The following is a 20,357-nucleotide window of genomic DNA, read 5'->3' on the forward strand; positions in this document are numbered from 1 at the left end:
TTATCCCTCGCCGTTACTGCTCACCCAGGTTTTTAATGCTGCCAACCCCGCCATACGCTGCACGCCAGCAGGCATCTCGCCCTCTGCCAGGTTGAATTGCGCGGTGGGGCCATCAATGCCGTAGCCGGCAGCAACGCGCGCCCAGTAATCATTAAGCGCCGCCACCGAAGGTTGCAGAAAGCCGTCCCTTTTCGCCACCACCGGCTGTTCAAAGGCGTTCGCCAGCGAAAGGGGGAAGTCAGAGAAGTTCACCATCACCAGGTCGGCGGGGTTAAAGGCGGCGAAACTGTGCTGTTTGGCACCGGGGATTTCGGTAGCCAGCATATGGACCAGGTGGGCGGCAATAGTGAGCGCCTGCTCACGGCTTGCACCGCCGAGGTTCTGCTGCAGCTGGCTCAGATTAAGGCTGGCGTAACGGTAAAACACCCCGGAGGAGAACTCCTGGGTGCCAAGATGCGCCGCACCGGTGGTCTCTTTCAGGTCGTCAACGGCGGTAAACCAGTCTATATCGGCCTCGACGGCGTGGGTAGTGATGGCATGCGCCAGTGACATCGCACCGTCAACGTTACCCACCTCGCTCATCAGGCCGCTGGTTGCCATGCGCCCGCTAAGCGCCACATCCACCGCATTATTTAAGGTGCCGCGCAGCGCATTAATCTGCTCTTTCAGCAGCTTCGCCCACTTTTTTTCGTCGAAATCGGCATATTCCGGCTGGGCCACCTGCTGGCAAAACCAGTCAATTTCATCCATTACCCACGGGGAAACGGCCCCGCCATCAATTTTTTCTGCGCCATCAATGGCTTTTCCGCTTAGTAAGCTCAGTGCCTTATCGATATCCCCGGCAGCGTATTTATCGGCCAGACGGGCATGAACCACATTACGCAGATCCGCCAGATGGATGGTGCGCATGCTTGATTCCCCAAGGTGCTGCTGATAATACGCGCTTTTACGGATGGCGCGTTTCAGGCTCTGGCTGGAGATCCTCACCCGCCGTTTGCCACCAAAAACGGCGTCTTTCTGCATGTTCATATCATCGCGATTCAGGCAGGAAGGGCTGTGGGAAATCAGCACATGGCAATTGATAAAGTTGTTCATTTAGCGTCCTTACGTGATGTCTTGTGAGCGGTAGTGATAACGAAATCTTCCAGTAATTTACGCCGATCGCTTTTATACCAGCCATACAGCTGCTGTGCGAAACCGGGCCAGTACACCTCGGGTTCGGCATGAATAATTAAGCGCCGCAGCTGCACCATATCGTTAGGGTAATCAGCGCGTATGACCTGGAAAATACGCGGCTGGCTGATACCTTTGTCAGCGAATACTCTACCGATACTTTGCTGCTTATCTTCGCTGGGCCTGATTTTTCCGGCCGACAGGCAAAACACCATTCGCAGCAACGCGTAGCGCTGCTGCGGCCAGCCAAAGGGGGCCACCAGCAGGTAAAAGGCGGGGATATCCATCAGATCGTCGGGCTGCGTGGCGCGCCTTATTTTTGCCTTGCTCCCCGGATCCAGCTGTAACCAGTTTTCATATAACGCTTTGGCGTCAGACGGCAGCTCCATCAATGTGTTCTCCTTGCGGTTGAAGTTTGGCCAGGCTGCTCGTCAGATATCTTCTGGCCTGCGCCAGCGAGCAGATTAATTTCGGATGGTGGGCATAGGGCGCGCTAAGGTCGTTAAACAGCTGCAGACACAGCTGCCGCTGCTGCGTCTGGAATTGCGCAAGCTGTGGCAGCGGGGATTGGAAATCGATCTGCGCCAGTAAATTCAGCACCCGCGCCTGACTTTGCCGGTAATACGGGGCATCAACCTTTTCATGCAGCGCAACGCCAGCCCCCTTAATCCCGCTCTCTTTTGCGCCTTCGGCAAAAATCCATAACGCCGTGCGCAGCACCTTGCGGTATTCCAGCCCGAGGGTAACAATCTCGTTTATCACCGGCATGGCGTGCTGCCAGCCGTGATTAATCTGCAGCACCTCATGGCGGCGCTCAATAATTGAAGCCTGATTATTGCGGTAGCCGCCGATCATCAGGCGTAATGCCCGCCCCCCGCTCAGCATGCGCGCCTGCCCGACCGTGGTCGCCACCCGGCGCCCCTCCTGCTGTTTATTGACCTGTTGCTCGATCAGCAGACGGCCGATCTGCGTCCATGACGGGGCTGGCGTACTGAACGCCATATAACGCCACTCCACCTGCCCTTTCTTGATTTGCTGGATCAGCGGAGAGTGCGGATGCAGCCACAGGCCATTGACGGTAAAGTTGAATTTCTCTTTCAGAAAGCTGCAATAACGCTGGCTGGCCGACCGCCCACAGGCGCTGCACTGCCCCGCGCCGTCCGGCGGACTGAGCTTAATATGGGCCGGTTGCCAGAACAGCCCGCGCGCCAGGCCGATACTGCTGCCGGCAATCACCTCTTCCTTTTTTATCGGCTGCTGCCAGGTAAACGGCTGCGCCCGCTGCTCGCGCCAGCCGGGGCAGAACTGATCCAGCGTGGTTTCACTCAACACGTTGAACCAGATGGTGGTGCGCAAACAGTCCCCCTGCACCAGCGTGGTCACCGGAGAGCCGCCGCGTAAGCCGCTCTTAAACCCGCCGCCGAAACCCGGCGCATTACAGGCCTGGTTAAATAAGGCAATCGCCGTGCAGCCGCCGCACAGCGCCTTGCCCTGGCCGGGCTGGTTGACGAAAGCACCACTGGTGGAACCGGTTAACCCGACCAGCAGCTTATCCATCCCGGTCACCTCTTTCGCCGCCACGCCTTTTACCTGCATAAATGGCTGCTGCGGATGGTTGAGATCAAACGCCTGTTGCCAACCGGCAACGCCATCGGCAAACTCCCCGGCGCTCAGCGGTTGGCGTATTCGCTGGATCAGCTGCTGCGCGTCAGACGGCATCCACAGCGTTTGTAACAGGCAGATCAGCAGCTGAAAGGTGGCCATTTCCATATCATCACGCGGCAGCGCCACCAGCCAGCGCTGTCCGTTGCATAACAGCGTTTGTAAGGTGATTTGCTGGCATGCGCCGCCGCCCAGCGGGCGCACGGGGATCCAGTCATCGGTCAATAAATTCATCCTGTCTTCTCCATTCCCTCGTGGTGACTGTAAGTAAAGTGATGCTGACCTTTCCCGGCAAACCCGGCTTTTCCAGCAACGAAATGCCCCGGCAGCCAGATAACGCCCTGCTCATCCATCGGCTGCAGAAAAGCACCCAGCCAGCCGTGCGGAACGTTGACCCGGTTCAACGCCAGCGCCTCCGGGCGGGCAAACTCCGCCAGCCGATCCAGCTGCTGACCATCCAGCAGCACCCTGCCGTGTTCGCTGTCAAAATAAGGGATCACCGCCAGGCTCATCTCGCCGTCACGGGTCAGGGCGCGTACGGCATGATCGTTGTCAGAAAACGGCGTGGCGTACTCCGCCTGTTTTAGCATCTGGCGGGCGCTGGCCCGCTTCTCAAACTCTTTCTGCTCCCAGTCCTGATAGCCCTCCTGCACCCAGCCGGGTTCTGCATCATCGGCTTCGGGGCGGTAGGCACTTTCGATCCACTGCCGCCAGGCGGCCGGAAACGGCAGCGGCGTAGCGCCCTGTGCTTCAATCAGCTGCTGGGTACGCCACATCACGCGGGTGTTGCCGTAGATATAGCCGCTGCGCCCATAGCCTTCGGCATCCGGCAGCAGTACCGTCAGCATCGGCTGGCTGAAACCGGCCGGACGGCGGTTGCGCTGATGGCGATGTAAGCGCCCGCTACGCTGAAACAGCAAGTCCACCGGGCACAGCTGGGTGATCAGCCAGTCGAAATCGACATCCAGTGACTGCTCAACCACCTGGGTGGCGACCAGAATGCGTCCCTGCTGCCGGTTCCCGTGGGGGCCAAAGCACTCCAGCACCTGCTGCTCTTTGGCAATGCGATCGGTCAGGGTAAAACGCGCATGGAACAGCATCACCTCTGCCTGGCCGTATGCACTGAGCCGTTGCCAGGTTTTCTGCGCAACATCCACCAGGTTACAAATCAGGCAAACCTGAGCGCCCGCAGCGGCGGCGGCCATCATCTGCTGCAATAGCAGATCATCAGGTTCGCCGCCGGCCAGATAGCGGGGTTGCAGCAGCAGAGCGCTTTCAGCGGGCAGATGTTCGGGGGTAGCGGACAGATCAAAATGCAGCTGCTGGCGTTGCCCGCGCCAGGTGACCAGCGGATAAGCTGAAGAGAGTTCAGCAGCAGGATCCCCCGGGTAAGTGTTTAGCAGACGCTGTTTAAGGTGCGCGGGCAGCGTAGCGGACAGCAGCAGCGCACTCTGGCCGGCGGCAGACTGCGCCCGCAGCACCGCTTCCAGCAGGCCATACATGTAACTGTCGTAAGCGTGCACCTCATCCACCAGCAGCACGCTGCGCCCAAGACCAAAACCACGGATAAAACGGTGTTTAACCGGCAGCACCGAAATCAGCACCTGATCGACAGTACACACGCCGATTTGCCCGAGAAATGCGCGTTTATTGCCACGGCTCAGCCATTCACAGCACTGCGCCCAGCCCTCTTCAGCCTGCTGCACGTTAGCAGCGCGCTGCTTTACCGCGTCAAAAGCCGGATTAAAGCGCGCATAGCCATGTGCCAGAATAAAGTTAGGCCGATCGAAAAGCTGAACGGCCAGGCGTTCAAGGCGGGCATACATGGCGTTGGCCGTGGCCTGAGTGGGCAGGGCAAAAATAATGCTGTCGGCCTGGCCGCTGGCCAGCAGGCGCCAGGCAAAGGCCAGCGCCGCCTCGGTTTTACCCGAACCGGTGGGCGCTTCAATTAACGTCAGGCCTGGCTGTTCCGGCAGACGGTCGACCAGCGTTTGCAGCTGGCGGGGGGCATGCCCTTTTTCCAGCAGCGCAGCAACCCCGGACCAGGGTTTTATCTGCGCCACCAGGCCGCTGCGCTCCAGCACGATGGCGGCATCGGACGCATAGCGCCGTGCGAAATAGTTATCCGGCGGTTCAACGGATGACCGGTAGCAGAAGGTCTCCTCACTGCTCCAGGATCCCAGCCAGTCGGATATCGAGCAGAAACCGGCCAGCAGCGGAGAAACCGGCGGCGGATTGTCCTGTAGCGACAGCCCGACAGGCTGTAAAAATAGCCCCTCCAGCGCCTGCAGCCACGCCATGCGCGCCTGCCTGTCGGCATCCGCCCAGCCCTGCAAACCCGGAGGGTAATTCATCATTTCATCGGGCAGGTGATACTCACGCACCACATAGCCGTGGTGCCCGGCAACCGCTTCCATCCACGGAAACCACGCCCGTTTGCTATGCGGTGGTTCATCAAGAAATGCAAGCAGTGAGTCATCAGAGACCGCGTTTGCGCGGAAATCCTCACGCAGGCACAATACGCCGCCTTTACCGTGATCCCACGGCGGCAGTCTGCCTGAGATCTTCTCACCATCAGGATTGAGGATACGTAATGCGGCGGGCGCTTTAGCCTGAAAGCGGATATCAAACTTACCGAAATCATGCAGCGCGACAAAAAACAGCACCCAGGCTCTGAGCTGGGAAACGGGGCTTAATTCGGTTGAAAACTGCGATCTCAGGCTGGGGCTGCTATCCCACCAGCGCGCCGCAACGGCGGCAACATCCAGACAGTGCCAGGGTAGTAAGTGACACGCTGTTTCCCCCTCGGGCGTAGCGGCTGTCGCCTTACCCCAATAGCGGTAATACTCAGGCTGCGAATTCATAAGCTCCCTTTACGACCGTTATATTCCATTATCAGACGGGTAGCCCGGCTGCTACACACGCAGCGGCGGCGCTCGCTTAGTAAGCAGTATAGATGAACCAAGGAAATTCTTAATGAAAAATTATCATCTGCCCTGTCACTGCCTCTGCTGGCAGTATTTACGCAGAATGTCCCCCCCTGCTTTCACCGTCAGAACGCCAGCTGCTGCACTAAAATTTGTTTGTTAAAAAGGGTTATCCCCATTGAGATGGGGAACATTAGCTCTGGGTTAGCACCAAAAAGTGTCAGTTCAAGTCGTGACGAATACACATGCTCACATGACAACAACACGACGCATTATTCTTGCCTGTCCCTCCGGCACCGCTCCATCCCCGGTATGTAACGTTGAACCATTATCCCATATAACCAAATCCCCCTCTTGATACTGGTGCGCATAAAGGTAGATGGGATTGATACAATGCCGGTAAAGAACATTAAGATAATGTTCGCTTTCCTGCTCTGACATACCAACAATGGCATCTGTATGGGTCCAATTAACGTAAATGGCTTTACGCCCTGTTTGCGGATGCGGACGTAAAACCGGATGCAAGGTATCGGGCCGCTGATCCTCCGGTTCAATGTGTAACATATACCCACGCTCCTGACAGCGCTGCACCAATTTTTGTGAAAATCCAAATATTGCCTGTTTGTCTTCCAGCGTCTTGCTTAACCGCGGTGGCAAATCAGCACAAGCCGCCAACGTATTGCAAAATAACGTTTTTCCTCCCTCTGACGGCACCTTTTCGGCATAAAACGTGGTTAAGCGGGGAGGATGCTCCTCATAACACATATCGGAATGCCAAATGGGAAAACCAGGACCGGGATATCCACGCGCTTCGCCATTTTCCTGTACGTTGGTGACATAGGTCATTTCCGGCCATGGACAGGTATTTTTTTTTAAAGGATGAGGGAAAATCGTGCCTGTTTTACGGCAAAATTCAATTTGCTCCTCCGGAGTTAAATGCTGGGCAGCAACCACTAACACCTGATATTTTTTTATTAATTCAAGCAAGGTTTCAACTTCAGCATGATTGATTACTTTCAAGTCAACGCCTTTTACTCTAAGACCGAAAGAAGGCTCAATATATACAGTACAATGGCGCTCATGAGCAGATGATGATCCCCTAATCGGTCACTCAGTAATTTTGGGGTAAATTCCAAACCTCAAAATTACCGGTGCTAATGAAACCTGCTTTTTTATAAATATTTAACCCATCAGGTGACGCTTGCAATACACAGGCTGTCGCTTTTTTTTGCTGCGCCACCCGCAATGCCTGATAAAATATCTCGCTACCAAAACCCCGTCGACGCCAACATTCTGGCGTCGCAATATCGAAAACACCTGCAATATTATGGTGAAAATAAAGCGTCGCGGTAGAGACGGGTTGATCATCGAAGTAGCCCACCAGCTGAATGAGTCTGTCATCCAAAGAGGCGCTATGCTCGCCAGCCTGCTGATAAATTGCCCGAATGTTCTCTGCCTCAACGGTATTTCCCGGCTCAAATATCGCTGAAAGAACGCGACCAAAATCCTGGAAATGCGACAGGCTATCGCAGTATTCAATTCGGGATAAAGCGGTGTCTGATTTAGTCTGCAGCTGCGACGTCAAAGACAAATGCATCCCCACTTCATTTTCTTCATGCTCCCAGCCTGCCTGCCGCAGTGCCTGTGCATATGCCGTTGTCGGTTCGGAGAACCACCATGCAGCAGGCCTGTTCATCTGCTGATAGTATCGCGTTATCTGAGCGATATCGTCTGTGGAAGCAGGCGTTCCGAGAACGGTATTAAAGGTATCCGACTGTCTGCCACAATCAACATATTGCAGTCCATTCAAATGCTTCACTTTCATACCGGGTAGTTGGCTGGCCAGATATGAGAATTTGCCAGCAATATTTTCAGACATACGCCGGGTAATATCCTTTTCCTGTTGGTTAGTCATGATCACCTCAATAACGCTAATAATTATTCATTGGGAACCCGCTATTTGCCGGTAGTTTTCACTCAATTTCGCTTTATTTAATCGAGATTTAGCTTCTCATAAATTATTGAACATACGCTTGCTGACTGCTGTTGATGATAGAAATGGTCACCTTGAAGAGGATAAAAAAAGACGTTCCCCTCAGTAGAAAATTTACGCCAGGAATCGATCATCACATCCGTAATTAAGTCGTCCTCCGTTCCCCATATAACATGGATTGGCGTTTGCAAAGGTGCAGGGGGTGGCCCGGCATAACGTTCACACAGCGCAATATCCTGACGTAACGTGGATAGAAACAGCCGCAATAGTGCCGGCTGTTCCAGCAATACGGATTCTGTGCCTCCTAAACCGGCCAACTGTCTGATAAACAGCTCATCATCCAATCCGCTAAGGCAGCGCGTTAGCGGTTCGCCAGGCGCACGGCAACCGGAAACAAACAGCGCGCGCGCGGGTTTGCGCCAACAGATTTCCATCTTGCGCGCCAGTTCAACAGCAATCAGTCCCCCCATGCTGTGACCAAAAAACGCGATCTGTTTGTCACATATGGTATCCAGCGCCTGTAAAGCGGCGTCGGCCAGTTGCTCAATACTGTCCGGCATGGCGGTTTATCCCGCTCATGCGGGGAACACCATCACGCGCCATTCGGAACGTTACTTTATCACGGTTTATCCACGCTCACGCGGGGAACACAGACAATGCCCTCACCGTTGTGTGTGAAGAAACGGTTTATCCCTGCTCACGCGGGGAACACGGCGTCAGAGTCCGTTGATAAGATCTCAATCTCGGTTTATCCCCGCTCACGCGGGGAACACAGCAGTACGTTGACTGTAAAGGGTACAAAAGCCGGTTTATCCCCGCTCACGCGGGGAACACGATAAAGGCCGGATGGGATTCTGGCTGCTTCACGGTTTATCCCCGCTCACGCGGGGAACACGAAAACATCGTCCCTGAAAGACTCTGATTCAATGGTTTATCCCCGCTCACGCGGGGAACACATCTGGTGGCAATTCGACATTCTCACCGAAGTCGGTTTATCCCCGCTCACGCGGGGAACACATTGCTGGATAGAGGCAGCCCAGATAGACAGCCGGTTTATCCCCGCTAACGCGGGGAACACGCTCATTGCCAGCTCACTGCGGATTTTCGCGGCGGTTTATCCCCGCTCACGCGGGGAACACAAGAACGTCAACAATTGGCATTGTTCGATGTACGGTTTATCCCCGCTCACGCGGGGAACACTTAATCACATCCAACGATACATTCAACGTAACCGGTTTATCCCCGCTCACGCGGGGAACACTCTGAGTAACAACGCAAAGCCCTCCCCGAGGGCGGTTTATCCCCGCTCACGCGGGGAACACAAAAAAAGATAGATGACATGCGCAAATTTTTGCGGTTTATCCCCGCTCACGCGGGGAACACGTCACATTCCGTATGGCTCGTGACGCCATCAGCGGTTTATCCCCGCTCACGCGGGGAACACGTCGAACTTCGTTGAGGTTTCAGGCAAATCGTCGGTTTATCCCCGCTCACGCGGGGAACACTCGTTAAATTCCGTCCATGTATGCGAGAGTTTCGGTTTATCCCCGCTCACGCGGGGAACACGTAATCAAATTTGGCGGAGAGGATTTTACAATTGGTTTATCCCCGCTCACGCGGGGAACACTCCTGGAAAACATGAGGGATGAGAATGATCTCCGGTTTATCCCCGCTCACGCGGGGAACACATTGCAGCATCGGGCCGAGCCACAGGACATTTCGGTTTATCCCCGCTCACGCGGGGAACACGGGGCATCTCCGCCGACATTTCCGCCAAATCTCGGTTTATCCCCGCTCATGCGGGGAACACGATTTTGTCAGTTGTATAAGCATGCTCCTTTACGGTTTATCCCCGCTCACGCGGGGAACACAGCCGTCTGCGCCAAGAACGGACAACCATTTACGGTTTATCCCCGCTCACGCGGGGAACACTAACTAGCAGACGATCTTTAAGTCTCTGCAACCGGTTTATCCCCGCTCACGCGGGGAACACTCAGGTTTATTACGGGCGGGCGGTTGGCTTTTCGGTTTATCCCCGCTCACGCGGGGAACACTACCCTGCCGCTCCGCGTACTCCCTCATCGCCCGGTTTATCCCCGCTCACGCGGGGAACACCTGGCGGGTTAGCGGTGATTTTAAATTTCAGTCGGTTTATCCCCGCTCACGCGGGGAACACCCGCCGAGACAACCGGCTATCCGAAATACCTGCGGTTTATCCCCGCTCACGCGGGGAACACCGTGGGGGGTAAGGGGGGTGTTGTCTTTTGTCGGTTTATCCCCGCTCACGCGGGGAACACGCTGTGAACAATTTCAGTGCTCATGCGCAATCCGGTTTATCCCCGCTCACGCGGGGAACACGCTGTGAACAATTTCAGTGCTCATGCGCAATCCGGTTTATCCCCGCTCACGCGGGGAACACTTAAACCTACTGAAAAACAGGTTGATCGCTTGCGGTTTATCCCCGCTCACGCGGGGAACACTTTTATGGAGATAATTAATGTCAAAGCATCTTCGGTTTATCCCCGCTCACGCGGGGAACACTTTTATACAAAAAACACAGTTCCCGAGATGCTCGGTTTATCCCCGCTCACGCGGGGAACACTCCATCACTCGCCGCCCTCCGCTTCTGCATAGCGGTTTATCCCCGCTCACGCGGGGAACACATTGATAAATTATTTATCATTTTGCTATTTACCGGTTTATCCCCGCTCACGCGGGGAACACCATGCCGCGAAGATAAAAAGGCTCATGAATAACGGTTTATCCCCGCTCACGCGGGGAACACTCTAAAACTATCTGACTGATCTTAGTGATTTTTTTACCGCCCTACAATTCTACCAACTTTTTTCCACTTTAAAGCACGCACGGATTTGCTACTCAAAACGGGAAAAGTCGGCTTGATACTCGGCCAAATACAAGGGTAATCGACTAAGTGAACTTCTTGAATATAGCGGAAATGGCAGCGTGGCGGCGGAAAAAAACCGGCCTGTAAACCGGATTGATTTTTGTCGACCATTACGTGCTCGCACTTACAGGCTGCGCGCACGCTCTTATATCAAGGCAATACTAGTGATAACGCCGGGAGCAATCCTGCTGATGTTGCAGATACGGCACGTCAGTTTGCTGATTATCGTTGCTATTAAGCAACCGACCGGACGCCTTAAGGGTTGAAGTCACTCGAATAAGACAGGGAGTTAACCGCCCCTGCCTTTTTCGTGGACGCTTTTCCGGGTTGAAGCGCGCGGCGTGATACACTGCAACGCTCTCTGCCAATGCTTAGCGGAAGCCGTAATGAATGCTGATAACCCGATAACCCGACTGGTGCTGTGCGATCGCCCGGCTGAACATGTGGTGCGCCTGACGCTACAGCGCCCCGCCCGGCGCAATGCCTATAATGCGCTGATGGTCAGCGAGCTGGAGCAGTGGCTGAACTGGTGCGAACGGCAGTCGGCGGTACGTACGGTGGTCCTGACCGCGGGTGGCAAGGCGTTTTGCAGCGGCGCAGATCTGCATGAGGCGTTTACCCACGGCGGTGAGGGGCTGCGTAACTCATGCGGCGGCTATCATCCGCTCCAGCATCTGCCTCGGCGCAAAATCTGGATTGCCGCGCTCAACGGTGATGCGATTGGCGGCGGGCTGGAGATGGCGCTGGCGTGCGATTTTATCGTCGCCAGTGAAAACACGCGTATTGCCCTGCCGGAAGTGCGGCACGGGCTGCTGCCGCTGGGCGGAGCCATCAGCCAGCTGGCGGCGCGTCTGCCACCGAATATTGCGCGTGAGCTGCTGCTGACCGGTGAAACGATGGATGCGCAGCGCGCGCTGGCGCTCGGCTTATTTAATCAGGTTGTGGACGCGGAGCAGCTGGCAGACGCCGCGCTGGCGTTGGCTGAACGCCTCGATCAGGCCGCGCCGCTGGCGGTACAAGCCTGCAACGCCCTGCTTAACCAGGCGCTGGCAGCCGATATCCGCCAGCAGGGCGACAGAGAGTTGCGGCAGCTACAGCAGAGCGAGGATTACCAGGAAAGCCAGCATGCGTTTGCCGAACGGCGCGCGCCGCGGTGGCAGGGGCGCTGATTTACAGCCGCACGCCCTTAAACAGCGCGCTCAACCCCAGCCCACCGGCGATCCCCAGCATCGCCAGCCCGAAGCCTTCGCTCTGCCGCTGACTTACCAGCTGGCTGAACAGCCGCGTTACCATGATCGCCCCGGAAGCGCCGTAAGGATGCCCCAGTGCGATAGCGCCCCCCTGCTGGTTGATCCTGTGTTCAGCAATGCCCAACGCATCTACCGATGCCAGCACCTGGGCGGCAAAAGCCTCATTAAACTCGATCACCTCAACCCGATCCAACGCCAGGCCCGGCTGACGCCGCAGCAGCTTTTGCGTGGCGGGAACCGGGCCAAGCCCCAGTAAATTCGGGTCAACCCCCGCGCTACAGGCATCGGCAAACAGCAGCCCCTGGCTGAAGCCGCAATCCCGCGCCATGCGGCGGCTCATCACCAGCAGCAGCGCAGCGCCGTCATTCAGCGGGCAGCAGTTACCCGCCGTCACCGAGCCATCGGCGGCAAATACCGGCGGTAACGCCGCCAGCCGCGCCAGCGAAGTATCAGGCCGTGGGCATTCGTCGTTTTCAACCTGGCAACGGTCAAGGTTAAGCGCGACGATCTCCTCGCGGAATGCGCCCTGCTGCGCGGCGGCCAGCGCGCGCTGATGGCTGCGCAGCGCAAAGCGGTCCTGGCGTTCCCGGCTGATGGCGCACTGACGCGCCACGTTCTCGGCGGCGATGCCCATTTCCGGGTCGCCGATCTCTTCCGGCGAAAAACGTGCGCGCGGATAAAAGCGCGGCATCTGCCTTAGCGTGGCGGGCTTTTCCACCCGCCAGGGCGCGGTGCTGACGCTCTCTACCCCGCCGGCCAGATAACATTCACCTGCCCTGGCCTGCACCAGCCGACAGGCGTTAATCACCGCTTCCAGCCCGGAGCCGCACTGGCGGTCCACCGTCACGCCAGGCACCGCCAGCGGTAACCCGGCCGCCAGCGCCGCCAGCCGGGCAATATTGCCGCCGCCGCCGGTGGCGTTGCCGATAATCACCTCATCAATCGCCGTAAACCCAGCGGGTAATGCCGCCAGCAGCTTGCCAAACAGCGGGGCCAGCAGCGCCTGCGGCGGCACGTTGGCCAGCGAGCCATAAGCCCTGCCGACGGGCGTGCGGCAGGCGGCGACAATCACCGGCTGCCAGTCCTCTTCAGGCTGGTAATTCAGTAAGCGCTGTGCAGCTGCCATCTTTGATCCTCTGTTCCAGCTCGGCGCGTTTGATTTTTCCGCTCGACGTCAACGGCCACCGTGTAATCTGATAGTAATGACGCGGGCGTTTGTATTTTGCCAGCCGGGCGGCGCTTTGCTGCGGCAGCTGCCCGATGACGTCAGCATCGGCCTCAATCACCGCCACCATTTTTTTCCCCAGATAAGCATCATCGAGCGCAATCACCACCGCTTCAATTACGCCGGGCAGGCTTTTGATCAGCGATTCAATTTCACAGAGATAAATATTATTGCCACCGCTGAGGATCATATTTCCCCGGCGGCCAGTCATATGCAGGCGCTGCTGCGCGTCGAGATAGCCGATATCGCCAACCGTAGCGCCCCACGGCCGTTTTTCGATGGCGCTGCCGTCGTCGCCCCATACATAGCCGTCAATAATCTGTTCGCTGGTCAGCCAGATAGTACCCGGCTGCCCGGCGGGCAATGTTTGACCATCGTCATTGCGGATGGTGATTGCCGTTGCGGGGAATGCCCGGCCAACGCTGGCCAGCGAAGCGCTGATATCGTCATTATCAAGGGTAGAGACGGCAACAAAGCCCAGCTCGGAGGCACCGTAATATTCCTGCATCACCGCCTGCGGGAACAGCGCCCTGGCAAGGCGATAATGATTCAGTTCCAGCTTGGCCCCGGCGCTGAGCAGAGAGCGCAAGCCGGGATAGTCTGACTGCGCGGCGGCGGCCAGCCCGGCGATCATCGTTGGCACTACCACCAGCCGCTCAATCTGCTGCTGCGCCAGCAACGCCAGCACCGCCGGCGGCTGCCAGCGCGCCGTGCTGTAAAAACAGCCGCCGGCATACAGGGTTTCATTCAGGCAGTAAAGCCCGATACCGTGCGACAGCGGGCCGGGATATAACGTCGACGGGGCATCCGCCAGCCGGAAGATCTGCGCACCGTTTTCTAAGCTACAGCGCCAGGAGCGGCGCGAGCGGATAAACGCCTTTGGCAGGCTGGTAGTCCCGGAGGTGAAACCGATCAGAAACGGCGTTGCCGCCTGCATATCGGCGCTGAAAGCGCGATCGTCGGCGACCGGCGGCGCGTGCTGCCAGCCATCGAGCGCCAGCCAGCGGATCGCCAGCCGATCCGCCAGCGCGATCAGCTGGCGATCCTGCCGTTTCAGCAGCAGCAGGTCCGGTTTCAGGCGGCTCAGTATCTCGCCCAGCGGCTGTTGCGCCATTAGCGGATCGATAACCGCCGCCGTGAACGGCCGGGCGCTGGCCGCCAGCCAGGCAACGGGAAAGGTAATGTCATTGGCGCTGGCGATCGCCACCACGCCTTTGGCTAACGACTGCTGGCAAAGATGCTGGTACAGCGCGTTTGAACTTTGCCACAGCTGACGCCAGTTCAGCGTCTCACCATCGATATTCAGCGCGGCGTCATCGGGCTTTTCTGCCGCATGACGCTGCACGCGATCGTGCACCGGCATCAGGCGCTGGCCGCAGTAAACGGCAGGTGCTGGCGCAATGCGGCGCGGGTTTCATCCGGGATCGGGCAGGGTTTATGATCCCGCGGATTAACGCAAACCCAGATCAGTTTCCCCTCGGCGCAGAGAGTGCTTTTATCCGCCAGCAGCAGTTGCACAGAAAAAACTAAGCTGCTGTTGCCCAGTTTTTCTACCGCCACCAGCGGCATCACTTCATCATCCACCGTCAGCGGATGGTGGAACGTTGCCTCACATTTTTTCACATGATAGGCTACGCCAGCGCTCTGCGGGCGAAACAGTGGCAGCAGATGGTAACGGCGAAAGGCATTAACCACCGCGTCTTCAAAGTAGTCTAAATAGACCGAATTATGCACATGGCCATGCAAATCAATATCCCGCATTGAGATGCGAAACGTTTCGCTGTTGTGCTGCTGCATAAAAAAAGCCCACCTGTAAACTGAAACACCCTGAAGAAAAGATACCATGAAAGCCAGTTTATTCACCAGAGCGATGGTTCGCGAGTTCGGCAATATCGAGGATATCCTGCGGCTTGAGCAGGCCGAACTGCCCGAGCTTGCCGCCGGACAGGTGCGGGTAAAAATGTCCTTTGCCACCATCAACCCTTCCGATTTGATCACTATCGCCGGCGCCTACCGTTCACGTATTGCCCTGCCGTTTGTACCCGGCTTTGAGGGCGTGGGAAGCATCTGCCAGAGCGGCGATCCGGCGCTGGCGGTCGGCCAGCGCGTGCTGCCGGTTGGCAGCATGGGGGCCTGGCAAAACTACAAAGACAGCGATGCACAATGGTGCTTTCCCCTGCCCGATTTCGTTAGCGACCGCCAGGCGGCCACCGGCTACGTCAACCCGATGACCGCGCTGCTGATGCTGAAGGAAGAGCTGGACTTCACGCCCGGCATGCGCATTATCATCAATGCCGCCAATTCGGCTATCGGCAAAATGCTGATCCGCATCGCCAACCATATGGGGCTGGAGCCAATTGTCATCGTGCGCAAGGCGGAAAACCTTCCGCTGTTGGCCGGTTACGCCACCGAACAGCGGCTGAACAGCAGCGCGGCGGGTTACCCCCAGGCGCTGGCCGCCCTGCAGCGCAGCGGCGGCGTGGCGGCAATCTTCGACTGTATCGGCGGTGAAGAGTCGCTGACGCTGGCCGGAGCGCTGGCCCCCGGCGGGCAGTTTATTCATTATGGCCTGCTGTCCGGTCAGCCGATCCCGCCAGCTTTCTGGCGCAGCCGCCCCGATATCCGTTTTTCCCATTTCCATCTGCGCCAGTGGGTACACGGCCGCGAAAAGGCCGGGGTACAAAGCAAAATCGATGAAGTGATGGCGCTGATCGGTGACGGGGTGATTGCCACCGGGATTGCCGCCGAGTATGCGCTGACGGAGATTGATAAGGCGGTGGCGGCGGTGAAATCAGGCCAGCTGAAAGGCAAGATCTTGCTGCGGCTGTAAGCGCGGGCGGGGCGGAAAAGCCCGCCCCGCCCGATCGGCGTTATTCCAGCGTTGGCCAGGCGCGCCGCACCGTGCGGACGATGGCCACCACCAGCACCACTTTCACCAGATCGCCCGGCAGGAAGCCCAGCGAGGCGACGGCGGCCTGCTTCAGGGAAATGCCCGCCACGGCGGCAATCCACGGGATGCCCATTGAGTAGACCAGTACCAGCCCGCCCAGCGTGACAATCAGCAGCTCTTTCACCCATGTCAGGCAATACAGGCTGCGGCGATAAAGCCAGCCAATCAGCAGCGCCGCCAGCGGCCAGGCGAGGATAAAACCGCCGCCCGGGCCAATAAAGATGCCAAAGCCGCCGCGCCCGCCGGCCAGCAGCGGCAGCCCGATGGCCACCAGCAGGTCGAACAGCACCATCGCCAGCGCGCCGCGTTTTGCGCCGGCAATCGCCCCGGCCAGCATGCAGCCCATTGACTGGGCGGTGATCGGCACGGCAATCACCGGCAGGTTAAAGGCCGGGAACAGGCCCAGCGCCGCCGTCATGGCAGCAAACAGCGCGATATAAACAATATCTTTGGTGGACATAACTATTCTCTCAGGTTTTACGTTGCGGCTGCGGGTCGTAAGCGCGAGCTTCCAGCGCAGCGGCGATATCATCAGCCATTTTCAGGGTGCGCACCATCACCGGCACGGCCACGGCCAGTATGCTGTTATCCAGCCCGCGCGCGCGTTGCGCTTCGCGCACTTCAAGCGTAATGGCCGCCAGCACCGGAATAAAGCGTAGCGCCAGCGCCAGCGCCAGGCTGATTTTTGCCGGATTGATGCGCATATAGCGCAGCCAGAACAGCCCCTTCTCCAGCGCCTCAATCAGCGCGCTGGTGCGGGTGGTTAGCGTGACCAGCGCCGCCATCAGCATTAATGCCGACAGGCGTATTACCACCAGCAGGCCGGACTGCCAGCTCACCATCCACCACTGCACGGCAAACAGCAGCAGCAACAGCCACAGCAGCGGCTTAAGTTGCAGCAGCAGGGTACGCGCGGGAATATGCGCCAGCGGATAACCCAGCACGATGGCAGACAGGGCGGCAATGGCACACTCCAGCCGGGGAAAAACAAACAGCAGCGTGCCCGTCAGCGCCAGCGCGAGGATTTTGATCCCCGGTGCCAGGCGGTGGATGGCTGACTCTGCGGCCACGTAATCACTCATCGTCATGACATCATCCTGACATAGGTTTTCAGCGCCACGGCAGGGACGTCATCCGCCACTACCTGCCCGCCTTCAAATACCAGCACGCGGTCAAAATCCTGTAAGAACTCCAGGTCGTGAGATACCACGATGGCGGTTTGCTCCAGCCCGGCGATGGCGTCGGCAATGCGGCGTTTATTGCGCAGATCGAGCAGCGTGGTCGGTTCGTCAAAGACGATATACTGCGGCTCCATCACCAGCACGCCGGAAATCGCCAGCAGCTGCTTTTGTCCGCCGCTTAACCGATGTGCCGGATGCTGACGCAGATCCTGCATATCGTAACGCGCCAGCGCGGCATCGATACGCTCACGGATGGTGGTTTTCGACAGCCCGAGGTTTTTCATGCCGAAAGCCAGATCCTCTTCCACCAGCGGAAAAACAATCTGGTTATCGGGGTTCTGAAACACGAAGCCCACTTTACGCCGCACCGCCTTGCCATGCTGGCGGGTATTCAGCCCGTCGACCAGTACCTCGCCCTGTTTTGGCAGCAGCAGGCCATTCAGCAGCCGGGCAAAGGTACTTTTGCCGCAGCCGTTGCTGCCAACGATGCCGATACGTTTTTCGCTCAGTTGTAAATTGATGTTGTTGAGCACCTGGCGTTCAGCGAACGCGTGCGATACTCCTTGCAGTTCCAGCATGACAGCTCCTGAATCAGGCAGGTTGACGCGGGCGCGGCTGACGCCCGATGGTCAGTTGTTCAACCACCGCAGCCGGCGACAGCGACATAACAAAATCGACGGCGCGACAGAGATCGGCGGTGGTCAGCATTTCATCCTCCCCCAGGCCGCTGCCCTGTGCCATATCGGTATTCACCACGTCCGGGCACAGGGTGGTGACCTTAATGCCCTGTGCGCCCAGCTCGCGGGCGATGGAGCGGCTGTAGCCCACCAGCGCATGCTTGCTGGCGGCATAGCTGGCTACGCTGCCGTACGGCTGCACGCCGCTGATCGAGGCGAGGTTAAAGATCCGTCCCGCCGCCGATTTCAGCAGCCACGGGGTACACAGCTGGCAAAGGTGGTGAATGGCGGTGACGTTGGTTGCCAGCAGCGCGCTGAAGTCGGCCAGCGGGGTTTGCGTTGAACCGGGTCGGAAAATCCCGGCGGCGTTGATCAGCACATCAAGCTGCTGATGCCGCGCCAGCGCCTGCTGTAGCTGCTGCGCCACCGCCGGATAGTCGCAGACATCCAGCGCCAGCGTCTGCACGCGCTGCGCATCAAGGGTGGCGGCATCGGATGCCAGCCGCTGCGCATTACGCGCCACTAAAATCAGCTGATAGCCCTGCGCATAGAAATGGCGGGCAAGATGATGACCGATACCCCGCGAGGCACCGGCGATCAGGGCAACTTTTCGCACAAGACGCGCCTTTCAATCGCTATTCAAAGGCGGCAAAGATACGCTATTTTGCCGCAGAAATACAAAACGGCTCCCGAAGGAGCCGTTATTTCAACACCGATCGCGGGTTATTTCTTTTTCGCTTTCGGGTTTGGCAAATCGGTAATGCTGCCTTCAAAGATTTCCGCCGCCAGGCCAACCGATTCATGCAGGGTTGGGTGCGCATGGATGGTCAGCGCGATATCTTCCGCATCGCAGCCCATCTCGATGGCCAGACCGATTTCACCCAGCAGCTCGCCGCCGTTGGTGCCGACAATCGCACCACCGATAACACGATGGGTGTTTTTGTCGAAGATCAGCTTGGTCATGCCGTCTGCACAGTCGGAAGCGATAGCACGGCCTGAAGCTGCCCACGGGAAGGTGGACGTTTCATAGCTGATGCCTTGCTCTTTCGCTTCTTTTTCGGTGAGACCGACCCAGGCCACTTCCGGTTCGGTGTAGGCAATGGATGGGATCACTTTCGGATCGAAGTAGTGTTTCTTACCGGAGATCACTTCTGCCGCTACGTGGCCTTCATGCACGCCTTTGTGCGCCAACATCGGCTGACCGACGATATCGCCGATGGCGAAAATGTGCGGCACGTTGGTGCGCATCTGCTTATCAACGCGGATAAAGCCACGGTCGTCGACTTCAACGCCGGCTTTGCCCGCATCCAGGCCTTTGCCGTTGGGTACGCGACCAATCGCCACCAGCACCGCGTCATAACGCTGTGGTTCGGACGGCGCTTTTTTGCCTTCCATCGTGACATAAATACCGTCTTCTTTTGCTTCAACGGCGGTCACTTTGGTTTCCAGCATCAGGTTGAACTGCTTAGAAATGCGTTTGGTGAAGACTTTTACCACGTCTTTATCGGCAGCCGGGATCACCTGGTCGAACATCTCAACCACGTCGATCTGCGAACCCAGCGCGTGATAGACGGTGGCCATTTCCAGGCCGATAATGCCGCCGCCCATCACCAGCAGGCGCTCCGGTACTTCTTTCAGCTCCAGCGCATCGGTAGAATCCCAAACGCGTGGGTCTTCGTGCGGAATAAAAGGCAGTTCAATCGGGCGTGAACCCGCCGCGATAATCGCGTTGTCGAAAGTGATGGTGGTTTTTGAACCATCTTCTGCGGTCACTTCCAGCGTGTTGGCAGCGGTGAATTTACCGAGACCGTTAACCACGTTCACCTTACGGCCTTTCGCCATACCGGCCAGACCGCCGGTCAGCTGAGAGATGACTTTTTCTTTCCAGCCACGCACTTTATCAATGTCAGTCTGCGGCTTGCCGAAGACAATACCGTGTGCTTCCAGCGCTTTCGCTTCTTCAATCACTTTGGCGACGTGCAGCAGGGCTTTAGAAGGGATACAGCCAACGTTCAGACAAACACCGCCCAGGGTGCTGTAGCGCTCAACGATAACGGTCTCCAGACCTAAATCCGCTGCACGGAAGGCGGCAGAGTAGCCGGCAGGACCTGCCCCAAGTACCACGACCTGAGTTTTAATTTCTGTACTCATCATGACCTCTTAATTGATAGTCCGGCGGGTCAGACTGATACCCGTCATACCTGCATCTGCATCCGTGTTGGCTGCGCTCGCTCACCCGAATCACCTACCGCTGTAAGCTCGTCGGAACTCGCTCCCTTGCCGCCTTGATGCTGCTCCAGATATTTTGGGTATATTATTCAACGTCCTTCATCCACCGGGACGCGTTCACCGCAAGAGTTTACAGAATTGTTAATAAACTGCAAACCACGGTGCCACGAATCTTTACAACAAGG

General features: G+C 57.5%; 17 protein-coding genes and 1 CRISPR repeat array. Of the genes, 2 read left to right on the top strand and 15 right to left on the bottom strand.

Going from position 1 to position 20,357, the window contains the following annotated elements:
• From cas7e to JGC47_RS13395, 7 genes are all read right to left on the bottom strand, one after another.
• A complete protein-coding gene (cas7e, locus tag JGC47_RS13365; protein WP_004159615.1) occupies positions 1–1,095 on the bottom strand; it encodes a type I-E CRISPR-associated protein Cas7/Cse4/CasC in 1,095 nt (364 codons plus the stop codon).
• A complete protein-coding gene (casB, locus tag JGC47_RS13370; RefSeq protein ID WP_004159618.1) occupies positions 1,092–1,562 on the bottom strand; it encodes a type I-E CRISPR-associated protein Cse2/CasB in 471 nt (156 codons plus the stop codon). Before casB ends, cas7e begins: the two co-directional genes overlap by 4 nt.
• Complete coding sequence (gene casA, locus JGC47_RS13375; protein WP_004159620.1) at positions 1,546–3,069, bottom strand: type I-E CRISPR-associated protein Cse1/CasA; 1,524 nt, start codon at positions 3,067–3,069, stop codon at positions 1,546–1,548. The genes casB and casA overlap by 17 nt, the downstream gene beginning before the upstream one ends.
• Entirely contained in the window at positions 3,066–5,699 is a 2,634-nt protein-coding gene (gene cas3 / locus JGC47_RS13380) for a CRISPR-associated helicase/endonuclease Cas3 (protein WP_004159622.1), read from the bottom strand. The genes casA and cas3 overlap by 4 nt, the downstream gene beginning before the upstream one ends.
• A gap of 312 nt (positions 5,700–6,011) precedes the next feature.
• A complete protein-coding gene (locus tag JGC47_RS13385) occupies positions 6,012–6,782 on the bottom strand; it encodes a TauD/TfdA dioxygenase family protein (protein WP_004159626.1) in 771 nt (256 codons plus the stop codon).
• 91 nt (positions 6,783–6,873) lie between these two features.
• Positions 6,874–7,677, bottom strand: a complete 804-nt coding sequence (locus JGC47_RS13390) for a GNAT family N-acetyltransferase (RefSeq protein WP_004159627.1) — start codon at positions 7,675–7,677, stop codon at positions 6,874–6,876.
• Between the two features lie 77 nt (positions 7,678–7,754).
• Positions 7,755–8,315: a thioesterase II family protein gene (locus JGC47_RS13395; protein WP_004159629.1), complete on the bottom strand. Its 561-nt coding sequence runs from the start codon at positions 8,313–8,315 to the stop codon at positions 7,755–7,757.
• A gap of 62 nt (positions 8,316–8,377) precedes the next feature.
• A CRISPR array of direct repeats spans positions 8,378–10,540; the repeat unit is 29 nt; unit sequence CGGTTTATCCCCGCTCACGCGGGGAACAC.
• Between the two features lie 506 nt (positions 10,541–11,046).
• Between JGC47_RS13395 and JGC47_RS13400 the strand changes: the two genes are divergently transcribed.
• Positions 11,047–11,829 carry an enoyl-CoA hydratase/isomerase family protein gene (locus JGC47_RS13400; RefSeq protein WP_004159632.1) on the top strand — a complete coding sequence of 261 codons (783 nt, stop codon included), beginning with the start codon at positions 11,047–11,049 and terminating at the stop codon, positions 11,827–11,829.
• Position 11,830: 1 nt separating this feature from the next.
• Here the strand turns inward: JGC47_RS13400 and JGC47_RS13405 are convergent, their stop codons facing one another.
• From JGC47_RS13405 to JGC47_RS13415, 3 genes are read right to left on the bottom strand one after another with little or no spacing between them, the layout of a single operon-like run.
• Complete coding sequence (locus JGC47_RS13405) at positions 11,831–13,036, bottom strand: thiolase family protein (RefSeq protein ID WP_004159633.1); 1,206 nt, start codon at positions 13,034–13,036, stop codon at positions 11,831–11,833.
• Complete coding sequence (locus JGC47_RS13410; protein WP_004159635.1) at positions 12,999–14,498, bottom strand: class I adenylate-forming enzyme family protein; 1,500 nt, start codon at positions 14,496–14,498, stop codon at positions 12,999–13,001. Before JGC47_RS13410 ends, JGC47_RS13405 begins: the two co-directional genes overlap by 38 nt.
• Positions 14,498–14,932, bottom strand: coding sequence for an acyl-CoA thioesterase (locus JGC47_RS13415; RefSeq protein ID WP_004159638.1), 435 nt, complete (start codon positions 14,930–14,932; stop codon positions 14,498–14,500). The genes JGC47_RS13410 and JGC47_RS13415 overlap by 1 nt, the downstream gene beginning before the upstream one ends.
• A gap of 46 nt (positions 14,933–14,978) precedes the next feature.
• On the opposite strand from JGC47_RS13415, the gene JGC47_RS13420 reads away from it, so the two are divergent.
• A complete protein-coding gene (locus JGC47_RS13420; protein ID WP_004159640.1) occupies positions 14,979–15,965 on the top strand; it encodes a zinc-dependent alcohol dehydrogenase family protein in 987 nt (328 codons plus the stop codon).
• A 40-nt stretch (positions 15,966–16,005) separates the two neighbouring features.
• On the opposite strand, the gene JGC47_RS13425 is transcribed toward JGC47_RS13420, so the two are convergent.
• The 5 genes from JGC47_RS13425 to lpdA form a co-directional block, all read right to left on the bottom strand.
• Positions 16,006–16,617, bottom strand: a complete 612-nt coding sequence (locus tag JGC47_RS13425) for a biotin transporter BioY (protein ID WP_004159641.1) — start codon at positions 16,615–16,617, stop codon at positions 16,006–16,008.
• Positions 16,556–17,173, bottom strand: a complete 618-nt coding sequence (locus JGC47_RS13430; RefSeq protein WP_013034901.1) for an energy-coupling factor transporter transmembrane component T family protein — start codon at positions 17,171–17,173, stop codon at positions 16,556–16,558. Before JGC47_RS13430 ends, JGC47_RS13425 begins: the two co-directional genes overlap by 62 nt.
• Positions 17,170–17,844 (bottom strand): energy-coupling factor ABC transporter ATP-binding protein, encoded by a 675-nt coding sequence (locus JGC47_RS13435; RefSeq protein WP_004159642.1) that lies wholly within the window; start codon positions 17,842–17,844, stop codon positions 17,170–17,172. Before JGC47_RS13435 ends, JGC47_RS13430 begins: the two co-directional genes overlap by 4 nt.
• A 13-nt stretch (positions 17,845–17,857) precedes the next feature.
• Positions 17,858–18,559 (bottom strand): SDR family NAD(P)-dependent oxidoreductase, encoded by a 702-nt coding sequence (locus JGC47_RS13440; RefSeq protein ID WP_004159644.1) that lies wholly within the window; start codon positions 18,557–18,559, stop codon positions 17,858–17,860.
• Positions 18,560–18,666: 107 nt separating this feature from the next.
• Positions 18,667–20,094, bottom strand: coding sequence for a dihydrolipoyl dehydrogenase (gene lpdA, locus JGC47_RS13445; protein ID WP_004159645.1), 1,428 nt, complete (start codon positions 20,092–20,094; stop codon positions 18,667–18,669).
• Between the last annotated feature and the right edge of the window lie 263 nt (positions 20,095–20,357).

It is taken from the genome of Erwinia amylovora, assembly GCF_017161565.1.
GTDB lineage: Bacteria > Pseudomonadota > Gammaproteobacteria > Enterobacterales > Enterobacteriaceae > Erwinia > Erwinia amylovora.

Bases quoted from the DNA above. Each gene is read 5' to 3' on its own strand.
- JGC47_RS13400 (WP_004159632.1), top strand. From the start codon at position 11,047: ATGAATGCTGATAACCCGATAACCCGACTGGTGCTGTGCGATCGCCCG.
- JGC47_RS13410 (WP_004159635.1), bottom strand. From the start codon at position 14,498: ATGCCGGTGCACGATCGCGTGCAGCGTCATGCGGCAGAAAAGCCCGAT.
- JGC47_RS13420 (WP_004159640.1), top strand. From the start codon at position 14,979: ATGAAAGCCAGTTTATTCACCAGAGCGATGGTTCGCGAGTTCGGCAAT.
- JGC47_RS13430 (WP_013034901.1), bottom strand. From the start codon at position 17,173: ATGACGATGAGTGATTACGTGGCCGCAGAGTCAGCCATCCACCGCCTG.
- JGC47_RS13395 (WP_004159629.1), bottom strand. From the start codon at position 8,315: ATGCCGGACAGTATTGAGCAACTGGCCGACGCCGCTTTACAGGCGCTG.
- JGC47_RS13390 (WP_004159627.1), bottom strand. From the start codon at position 7,677: ATGACTAACCAACAGGAAAAGGATATTACCCGGCGTATGTCTGAAAAT.
- JGC47_RS13435 (WP_004159642.1), bottom strand. From the start codon at position 17,844: ATGCTGGAACTGCAAGGAGTATCGCACGCGTTCGCTGAACGCCAGGTG.
- JGC47_RS13415 (WP_004159638.1), bottom strand. From the start codon at position 14,932: ATGCAGCAGCACAACAGCGAAACGTTTCGCATCTCAATGCGGGATATT.
- JGC47_RS13425 (WP_004159641.1), bottom strand. From the start codon at position 16,617: ATGATATCGCCGCTGCGCTGGAAGCTCGCGCTTACGACCCGCAGCCGC.
- JGC47_RS13405 (WP_004159633.1), bottom strand. From the start codon at position 13,036: ATGGCAGCTGCACAGCGCTTACTGAATTACCAGCCTGAAGAGGACTGG.
- cas3 (WP_004159622.1), bottom strand. From the start codon at position 5,699: ATGAATTCGCAGCCTGAGTATTACCGCTATTGGGGTAAGGCGACAGCC.
- lpdA (WP_004159645.1), bottom strand. From the start codon at position 20,094: ATGAGTACAGAAATTAAAACTCAGGTCGTGGTACTTGGGGCAGGTCCT.
- casA (WP_004159620.1), bottom strand. From the start codon at position 3,069: ATGAATTTATTGACCGATGACTGGATCCCCGTGCGCCCGCTGGGCGGC.
- cas7e (WP_004159615.1), bottom strand. From the start codon at position 1,095: ATGAACAACTTTATCAATTGCCATGTGCTGATTTCCCACAGCCCTTCC.
- casB (WP_004159618.1), bottom strand. From the start codon at position 1,562: ATGGAGCTGCCGTCTGACGCCAAAGCGTTATATGAAAACTGGTTACAG.